Raw genomic sequence first — 8,423 nt, forward strand, 5'->3', positions numbered from 1 at the left:
GCGCGCGATCGCCACGCGCTGCTGCTGGCCGCCGGACAGCGTGCCAGCCGGCTGCAGCGCGGTGCGGGCGATGTCGAGGCGTTCAAGCGCCGCAACCGCCTCGGCGCATTCGGTGCGCGAGAAAATGCCGAACAGATTGGACAGCGTCGAGCGGTGGTTTAGCCGGCCAAGCAGCACGTTGGTCAGCACGTCGAGGCGCGGCACCAGGTTGAACTGCTGGAAGATCATGGCGCAGTCGCGCTGCCAGCGCCTAAGCGGCGAGCCCTGCAGCGCCGAGACTTCGGCGCCGTCAAAAAAAATCGACCCCTGGCTGGGGTCGATGAGACGGTTGATCATGCGCAGAAGCGTCGACTTGCCGGCGCCGGAACGGCCGATGATGCCGACCATCTGGCCCTGCGGGATCGACAGGTCGACGGCGCTGACGGCGGTGTTCTTGCCGAATCGTCGGCTGACACCGCGGATTTCGAGCGTGGCAGAGGCTGCTGACATGGGGCTAGGCTCCAGTCCAGTCGGTTACAGGGTCTGTTAACCTTGGCTAGCGCAGCCCCATGAACCTGCGGTGTCGGATTGATGTCAGTTTTGTTACCGCCCACAGCTGCGCGGTAGCAGTCATCAGCCGAGGACCAGGAGCTCCTCGAAATGCTCCATGTCACGGAAGCTGCAAAAGGCCGCCGGGTGGAGTTCGATGACCGGCGCCTCGCGGTCGAGGAAGGACAGGCAGTCATCGAACAGATCCTGCCACGCCGCCGCCCGCTCGTCGGCAAGGCGGCGGATCTGGTAGGCGAAGGTGATGTGGAAGACGTAGGTGTCATGGTCGGGATGGCGATAGCCGAAGGGCACCGACAGCGCGTCGCGCCAGGCCTGGAGGATGCGCCGGTCTTCCTCCGAGGCGCCGGCGACGGTGAGGCCGTTCGGGGTGATACCGATGGCCTTGACCCTGAACGCGCCGCTCCCCGCGAAGCCCTTCAGGCGCTCCAGATAAAGGCGGGTCATGTCGTCGATGCTGGTGTCGAGCGGCACATCCCGAGGCCAATAGGGGAGCCGGCGGCGGCGCTCGATGATGCCCTGGAACAGCGTCATATGCAGGCTGGAGACCGGGGTGAAGACAAGCCGGTCGGCGTCGGGCATGGCGCGCATGCGCTCGCGCACTGCGACTACAGCGGCTTCGGAGGGTGAGCCGGCTACGAGATGGGAGACAACGGTGTTGCCAGGCTCGAACAGGAAATTGCCCGCCGTGTCGTAGCGGGTGCCGAGATGCACCGGCGGCGCGGGGTTGGTGCCTTCGAAGAAGCCGGCGAGCGAGGGTCTGGCTTTGTCGAGCATGGCGATCTCCCTGGCGAGATCGCCTCTTGTCCGACTCGTATGTCAAAGATGTGAATCTAGGGGCGTCGTCCTGGGCATAGGTATCGAAGCTAGCGGTCTCACTAGCAGTTGAGGCAGTTCTACCGGGAGATGGGCGCCAACACGAAGAGAATTAGCACCCCTACCGCTGCCAGGCCCAAGCCCAAGATGGTCAAGACAATGGACGAGACTCGGTCGGACCGACTCCAGCGGTTTACCTGGCTCCGAACGACCCAAATCCCCAATACAACCAGCGCCAACCCAATGCACGCCGGTATAAACAGTATAGCCACGAAATGATCTCCTTCCACACGACTGGCCCTAGGAGATGTTTGATATAGCGAGATTAAATTACTGTACGACCACACCACGTTCCCGTGAATGTCAACCATACCTCTCCAGGAAAGCCTCTGCCGAAAGCGCGCGGAAATCGTCGAGCGACGCGCGCAACCGGGCATGGTCCCAGTCCCACCAGGCGAGCGCCTGGTAGCGTTCGGCGGTGCGGCGGTCGAAGCGCTCGCGGATCGGCTTCGCCGGCACGCCGCCGACGATGGTGTAGGGCGCGACGTCCTTCGACACCACGGCGCCCGCGCCGACCGCCGCGCCGTCGCCGACGGTGACGCCGGGCAGGATGGTCGAGCCATGGCCGAGCCAGGTGTCGTGACCGATGGTGACGCGTTTCGCACGGCGCTCTGCGAAGAATTCACTTTCGTGCTCGGCATCGTCCCAGTAGTCGGAGGCGCGGTAGGTGAAGTGGTGCAGCGTCGGCCGCCAGGTCGGATGGTTGGTGGCGTTGATGCGCACGCTGGCCGCGATGTTGGAAAACTTGCCTATGGTCGCGCACCAAACGGCGCAGTCCTGCATCATGTAGGAATAGTCGCCGAGCTCGCTTTCCGAAACCCGGCTGCGGTCGGCGATCTCGGTCCAGCGGCCAAGCGTCGAGTTCTCGACCTGCGCGGTCGGATGAACCAGCGGCGTCTCCGACAATTTCCTTGTCATGCGGCAATCCTGCCTGCGGCGAAAGCGGTGACGTCGATGACGCGGTCGGCGACCGCCTCGCGCACGTCCTGGTCGTGGAAGATGCCGAGCAGGGCGACGCCGGCCGCCTTCTTGGCGGCGATCAACTCGACCATCACGTCGCGGTTCCTGGCGTCCAGCGAGGCGGTCGGCTCGTCGAGCAGCAGGATCGGATGCTCGGTGATGAAGCCGCGCGCGATGTTGACGCGCTGCTGTTCGCCGCCGGAGAACGTCGCCGGCGGCAAGGCCCAGAGCCTTTCCGGTAGGTTAAGCTGGGTAAGCAAGGTGCGGGCCTTTTCTCGTGCTGCCTCGCGTTCCTCACCGCGCTCGACCAGCGGCTCGGCGACGACGTCGAAGGCCGAGACGCGCGGCACCGTGCGCAGGAACTGGCTGACATAGCCGATCGTTTGCCGGCGCACGGCAAGCACCGTGCGCGGGCTGGCGCTGGCGAGATCGATCAGGCCGTTCTCGTGCTGGACGATGATCTGGCCTTCGTCGACGGCGTAGTTGCCGTAGAGCATCTTCAGGATCGAGCTTTTTCCCGCGCCGGACGGGCCGCCGAGCACGGCGCATTCGCCGGCGCGGATCGAGAACGACACACCGGCGACGACAGGCAATTTGATGCCGTCGCGCAGGTGCATGGTGAAGCTTTTGGCGACGTCGGAGACAACGAGAGGGGTGGGCATCAGAAGGTCCTCCTATTGTCGCCGATCGGCGGGAGAAGGGGCGGCCTCGTGCGGTTTCGCCAATCTCCAACGTTGCAGATAGCCCGTGACAGAGGGGGGTGACCTGGCGCCATCATCACACCTGCAAAATCGAAGAAACAAGCAACTGCGTATAGGGCGCGCGTGGGTCGTCGAGCACGCGGTCGGTCAGTCCGCTTTCGACGACATGGCCGTCCTTCATCACCATCATGCGCTGCGACAGAAGTCGCGCCACGGCGAGGTCGTGGGTGACGACGATGGCCGCCAGGCCAAGGTCGGTGACCAGCCCGCGCAGCAGGTCGAGCAGGCGCGCCTGCACCGAGACGTCGAGGCCGCCGGTCGGCTCGTCCATGAACACCAGGCGCGGCCCGGTCACTAGGTTGCGGGCGATCTGCAGGCGCTGGCGCATGCCGCCGGAAAAGGCGCGCGGCTCGTCGTCGATGCGGTCCTCGTCGATCTCGACGCGCGACAGCCAGTCGACGGCGGTGGCGCGGATCCTGCCGTAGTGGCGGTCGCCGACCGCCATCAGCCTTTCGCCGACATTGGCGCCGGCAGATACCGTCATGCGCAGTCCATCGGCCGGGTTCTGGTGGACAAAACCCCAGTCGGTGCGCATCAGGAAACGACGCTCGGCCTCGCTCATGCGATAAAGCTCGCGCCATTGGCCGTCGCGCATGCGGTAGCTGGCGGTGCCGGAAGAGGGCAGCAGCCGGGTCGACAGGCAGTTGAGCAGCGTCGTCTTGCCGGAGCCGGATTCACCGACCACCGCCAGCACCTCGCCAGGCCAGAGGTCGAAGCTGACAGTCTCGCAGCCTACGCGCGAGCCGTAGAATTTGGACAGCGCCGAGACGCGCAGCAGCGGTTCGTCGGTCATTCGGCCGGCTCCGTTCTTTCGAGAGCAAGTTGGGCGTCAGGCGCTAGGTGGCCGCGATGGCCTTCCTCACGCCGCTTCTCGCAGTGGTCGGTGTCGGAGCAGACGAACATGTGGCCGCCGTGGTCGTCGAGGATGACCTCGTCGAGATAGACATTCTCCGCCGCGCAGAGCGCGCAGGGCTGGTCGAAGGTCTGCACCTCGAACGGATGGTCCTCGAAGTCGAGGCTGACCACGTCGGTGAATGGCGGCACGGCATAGATGCGCTTTTCGCGGCCGGCGCCGAACAACTGCAAAGCCGGCGACCGATGCATTTTCGGATTGTCGAATTTCGGCGTCGGCGACGGGTCCATCACATAACGGCCCTCGACCTTGACCGGATAGGCGTAGGTGGTGGCGATGCGGCCGTGCCTGGCGATGTCCTCGTAGAGTTTGACATGCATCAGGCCGTATTCCTCAAGCGCATGCATCTTGCGCGTTTCGGTCTCGCGCGGCTCCAGGAAGCGCAGCGGCTCGGGGATCGGCACCTGATAGACCAGAATTTGGCCTGCGTTGAGCGGATGCTCGGGGATGCGATGTCGGGTCTGGATGATGGTGGCGCTGGCGGTGTCGGTAGTCACCGCGACATTGGCGACCTTCTTGAAGAAGGCGCGGATCGAGACGGCATTGGTGGTGTCGTCGGCGCCCTGGTCGATGACCTTCAGCACGTCGTCCGGGCCGATGATCGAAGCGGTGACCTGAACGCCGCCGGTACCCCAGCCATAGGGCATCGGCATCTCGCGCGAGGCGAAGGGCACCTGGTAGCCGGGGATGGCGATACCCTTGAGGATGGCGCGGCGGATCATCCGCTTTGTCTGTTCGTCGAGATAGGCGAAGTTGTAGGTGGCGATGTCGGTCATGGCGATCACATCCACTCCCTGCTATTGAATTGACGCCCAGAAAACGGAAATAAAGGCGAAGTCGGATGACCCAGACCGGTTGGATACATATTGGAATTCTGCTTCTAGCCTTCGCCTGCATGGTCGGGTTTGTTCTTCGGCGTTTGTTTTTGCCGACCTTCAGAGAAGGCGCGCATGTCACAGGCGGAAACGGCAGCTATGTCGGCGGGCACAGCAGCCATTCCCATGATGGCGGCGACGGGAATGGCAATGGCGGGGGCGGCAATGGCGGGGGTGGCGACTAGGCTCATTCGGAGGCCTCGCGCTTCTCCTCGCCAGTGCGGTGATCTTCACGCGCGTCGTGCTCGGCGCGCATGCGGCGCACCAGATCGAGCTCGGCCTGGAAGTCGACATAGTGCGGCAGCTTCAGATGCTCGACGAAGCCGGTCGCCTGGACATTGTCGGAATGCGAGATGATGAACTCCTCGTCCTGCGCGGCGGCGACGACGTCCTCGCCTAGTTCGCTGGCCCGCAAGGCACGGTCGCAGAGCGCCATCGCCATAGCCTTGCGCTCGCTCTGGCCGAAGACCAGGCCATAGCCGCGGGTGAATTGCGGCGGCGCCTTGGCCGAGCCCTTGAACTGGTTGACCATCTGGCATTCGGTGACGCGGATCGAGCCCAGCGGCACGGCGAAAGGCAGTTCCGGCACGTCGAGCTCCAGCTCGACCTCGCCGATACGGACCTCGCCGACAAAGGGGTGGTTGCGGGCATAGCCGCGCTGAGTGGAATAGCCGAGCGCGAGCAGAAAGCCCTCGTCGCCGCGCGACAGCGCCTGCAAGCGGACGTCACGCGCCATCGGGAACTGCAGCGGCTCGCGGGTGATGTCGCCGGGAACATGCTCGCCGGGCATGTCGCCATCGGCCTCGATCAGGCCCTCGCGGGCGAGGATCGCCGAGACGCGCGGCATGGGCTCGGCCTCGGTGGCACGTTGCATGGGCTCGGCGACGCCGCCGCCGGCGGCAAGCTCGGGATCGAGCAGCCGGTGTGTGTAGTCGAAGGTCGGGCCGAGCAGCTGGCCGCCGGGCAGGTCCTTGTAGGTTGCCGACACGCGCCGCTCGATCAGCATCGCGCCGGTATCGGCCGGCCTGGTGTAGCCGAAGCGCGGCAGCGTGGTGCGATAGGCGCGGATGAGGAAGATCGCCTCGATCATGTCGCCGCGCGCCTGGACGATGGCAAGCGCTGCCAGCTCGCGGTCGTAGAGCGAACCCTCGCTCATCACCCTGTCGACGCCGAGCGCCAGCTGCTCGACGACCTGGTCGAGGCGCAGCGCCGGCACCGAGCGGTCGCCGCGACGGCGATCGGCGAGCAGGCGGTGCGCATGGGCAATCGCGGCCTCGCCGCCTTTCACCGCGACATACATGTCAGGCCTCCATCGTCTTGATGCGCGTGGTGCGGGGCAGGCAGGCGACCCCGTCCGGTGCTGCCAGGATGATGTCGACGCCGCGCGGAAAGCGCTGGCTGTTCTGCTTCCACTGCTCGATGAAGTGGCGCGGCATCTCGGCCGGCGCGAGCATCGCCATCTTCTCGATGCCCGGGCCTTCGAGCAGCAGGGGAACGCCCGAGGCGAGATCGCTGACGATGAGGATCAGCGTCGTCGAGCGGTCGGGATATTCCTGCGTGCCTTGCGAAAAGCCATCCAGCGCCATCATCTCGGCCGGCCTGGCTACAATGGCGAAATGCGCGTCGGCCGGCGTGTTGGCAAGCGGCGCGCCGGTGTGGAAGCCGAGCCAGGATCTGACCGACGCCTCGGCCTGCAAGGCAGGATCGAGCCAGAGCGGGGTGTCGTTGTCGCAGAGCGTCAGCGCCACGGCGCCGATGTCACCGACAGCGGCGCCGGCGGGCGGGCGAGGCCCGGCAGCGGCTCTATGCTGCCCGGCCGCGCCATGGCGTCCATGACGGCGCGGAACACGGTCTGCGCATTGAAGACCGGATCGGCGAAGCCGCCCTCGATCGCTTGCGTCTCCATCAGTCCTCTCCGCGCACCATGGTGAAGAAATCCACTTTCGTCGCCGCTGTCTCGGCGCGCCGTTTTTCGCGCGCCTCGCTGAGCACCGTACGCAGCGGCGCGATGACCCTGGTCTCGACAATTTCGCGAAGGGCCGGGTCCTGCCAGAGCGCGTCGGCGATCGCGGCCAGCTTCGCCTTCTGCCTGTCGCGGCCGAGCGCATAGCTATGGCCGACCTGACCGGAGGGCAGGCGCACCGTGGCGCGGGTGACCGTCGCCTCGCCGACATTGAAGGGCGCGCCGCCGCCGCCGATGCGGCCACGCACCGTCACCAGACCGGTTTCGGGGCCGCGCAAGAGTTCGGCTTCCAGGGGCAGGCCGGCCTTGCTCCAAAGCCGGGCGAGCTCGTCGCCGCCGGACTGCGCCAGCGTCGCCATCGCCGCCTTGCGCCCGGCCTGCTCGCGCGCTTCCTGTCCTCGCATGGCAGCACTCCGTCGATTGCGTAAATTTGTCTATTGATATAGACAACTATACAAATTATACGCATTAGCTAGCGCGAGTCCATGACGGCTGGATGACATCGGCGAAAAGTCTGGGCGGTGAACCGGGGGCTGACATGAGTGGGCAGCAGGCAGCCAGCATCGAGCGGCGCAGCGGCGTTTCGCTGTGGCGGCAGATCGCCGACCGGATCCTGCAGGGGATCGCGGCCGGCGACTTTGCCGAGAACGCGGCGCTGCCGCCGGAAATGGCGCTCGCCGAACGTTATGGCGTCAATCGCCATACGGTGCGCAGCGCAATCGCGGCGCTGGTGCAGGAGGGCGTGCTGAGGGCCGAGCAGGGGCGCGGCACCTTCGTCTTGTCGCGCAAGCGGCTTTCCTACCCGATCGGCGCCCGCACGCGCTTTTCGACGGGCCTGCAGGGGCAGACGAGCGAGCGGCATATCGCGCTGCTCGCCTCATCGGTCGAGCCGGCCAGCCGGCGCATCGCCGATGCCTTGAAGCTCGCCAGGGGAGGCGCCGTGCTCCGCCTGGAGACACGCGGCGAAGCCGACGGCCATCCGGTGTCGCGCGCCACCGCCTGGTTCGATGCCAGGCGCTTCGCCGGCATCGATGCCGCCATGGCGGAGACGGGATCGGTCACCGCATCGCTCAGGCGCTTCGGCATCAACGATTATCTCAGGCAATCGACGGTGCTGTCGGCGCGCCATGCCGATGCCGCCGATCTTGCCGATCTCGACCTGCAGCCCGGCGCCATCGTGCTGGTGACGGTCGCGGTCAACGTCACGCTCGACGGTCAGCCGATCCAGTTTTCCGAGTCGCGGTTTCCGGCGGAGCGGGTGGAGCTCAAACTGTCGGCCAATGACTAGCCGATGCCGTAGAAGCGTGCGGCGGTGCCGCCGAAGACGGCGTCCTGCTCCGCCGGCGAAAGGCCTGCCAAAAGCTCCTTCGCGGCGGCCAGCCAATTCTCGTAGGTGGCGGCGAGCTCGCACACCGGCCAGTCGCTGCCGAACATCAGCCGGTCCGGCCCGAAGCAGGCAACGAGATGATCGGCATAGGGTTTGAGGCCGGCGACCGACCAGTTCGGCCCGGCCTCGGTGACCAGGCCGG

At 66.0% G+C, this 8,423-nt stretch carries 11 protein-coding genes and 1 pseudogene; 1 reads left to right on the top strand and 11 read right to left on the bottom strand.

The genetic code is table 11. From position 1 onward, the window contains the following. The 10 genes and pseudogenes from EN780_RS21250 to phnG all read right to left on the bottom strand — a co-directional run. Positions 1-489: ATP-binding cassette domain-containing protein (locus EN780_RS21250; protein WP_128275226.1), on the bottom strand; the 489-nt coding region annotated here is incomplete at its 3' end. Between the two features lie 123 nt (positions 490-612). Beyond that, positions 613-1,323 carry a DUF1868 domain-containing protein gene (locus tag EN780_RS21255; RefSeq protein ID WP_127284113.1) on the bottom strand — a complete coding sequence of 237 codons (711 nt, stop codon included), beginning with the start codon at positions 1,321-1,323 and terminating at the stop codon, positions 613-615. 402 nt (positions 1,324-1,725) lie between these two features. Next, positions 1,726-2,340, bottom strand: a complete 615-nt coding sequence (locus EN780_RS21260; RefSeq protein ID WP_127284112.1) for a DapH/DapD/GlmU-related protein — start codon at positions 2,338-2,340, stop codon at positions 1,726-1,728. Beyond that, complete coding sequence (gene phnL, locus EN780_RS21265) at positions 2,337-3,044, bottom strand: phosphonate C-P lyase system protein PhnL (protein ID WP_128275227.1); 708 nt, start codon at positions 3,042-3,044, stop codon at positions 2,337-2,339. The genes EN780_RS21260 and phnL overlap by 4 nt, the downstream gene beginning before the upstream one ends. 115 nt (positions 3,045-3,159) lie before the next feature. Further along, a complete protein-coding gene (gene phnK / locus EN780_RS21270) occupies positions 3,160-3,936 on the bottom strand; it encodes a phosphonate C-P lyase system protein PhnK (protein WP_127284110.1) in 777 nt (258 codons plus the stop codon). Next, complete coding sequence (locus EN780_RS21275) at positions 3,933-4,832, bottom strand: alpha-D-ribose 1-methylphosphonate 5-phosphate C-P-lyase PhnJ (RefSeq protein ID WP_128275228.1); 900 nt, start codon at positions 4,830-4,832, stop codon at positions 3,933-3,935. The genes phnK and EN780_RS21275 overlap by 4 nt, the downstream gene beginning before the upstream one ends. Before the next feature lie 104 nt (positions 4,833-4,936). Next, positions 4,937-5,122 (bottom strand): hypothetical protein, encoded by a 186-nt coding sequence (locus tag EN780_RS21280; protein WP_128275229.1) that lies wholly within the window; start codon positions 5,120-5,122, stop codon positions 4,937-4,939. Then, entirely contained in the window at positions 5,119-6,231 is a 1,113-nt protein-coding gene (locus tag EN780_RS21285; RefSeq protein ID WP_128275230.1) for a carbon-phosphorus lyase complex subunit PhnI, read from the bottom strand. The genes EN780_RS21280 and EN780_RS21285 overlap by 4 nt, the downstream gene beginning before the upstream one ends. Before the next feature lies 1 nt (position 6,232). After that, positions 6,233-6,837: pseudogene (gene phnH, locus EN780_RS21290) on the bottom strand (phosphonate C-P lyase system protein PhnH). Beyond that, positions 6,837-7,298 carry a phosphonate C-P lyase system protein PhnG gene (gene phnG / locus EN780_RS21295; RefSeq protein ID WP_128275231.1) on the bottom strand — a complete coding sequence of 154 codons (462 nt, stop codon included), beginning with the start codon at positions 7,296-7,298 and terminating at the stop codon, positions 6,837-6,839. Before phnG ends, phnH begins: the two are co-directional and overlap by 1 nt. 134 nt (positions 7,299-7,432) lie before the next feature. Here phnG and phnF point away from each other — a divergent pair, with 134 nt between their 5' ends. Further along, positions 7,433-8,182, top strand: a complete 750-nt coding sequence (phnF, locus tag EN780_RS21300) for a phosphonate metabolism transcriptional regulator PhnF (protein WP_128275232.1) — start codon at positions 7,433-7,435, stop codon at positions 8,180-8,182. Here phnF and EN780_RS21305 read toward each other — a convergent pair. Next, positions 8,179-8,423: amidohydrolase family protein (locus tag EN780_RS21305; RefSeq protein WP_145970998.1), on the bottom strand; the 245-nt coding region annotated here is incomplete at its 5' end. The genes phnF and EN780_RS21305 overlap by 4 nt on opposite strands.

Origin of the sequence: Mesorhizobium sp. M4B.F.Ca.ET.089.01.1.1 (genome assembly GCF_004022605.1) — a bacterium.
Taxonomy (GTDB): domain Bacteria; phylum Pseudomonadota; class Alphaproteobacteria; order Rhizobiales; family Rhizobiaceae; genus Mesorhizobium; species Mesorhizobium abyssinicae.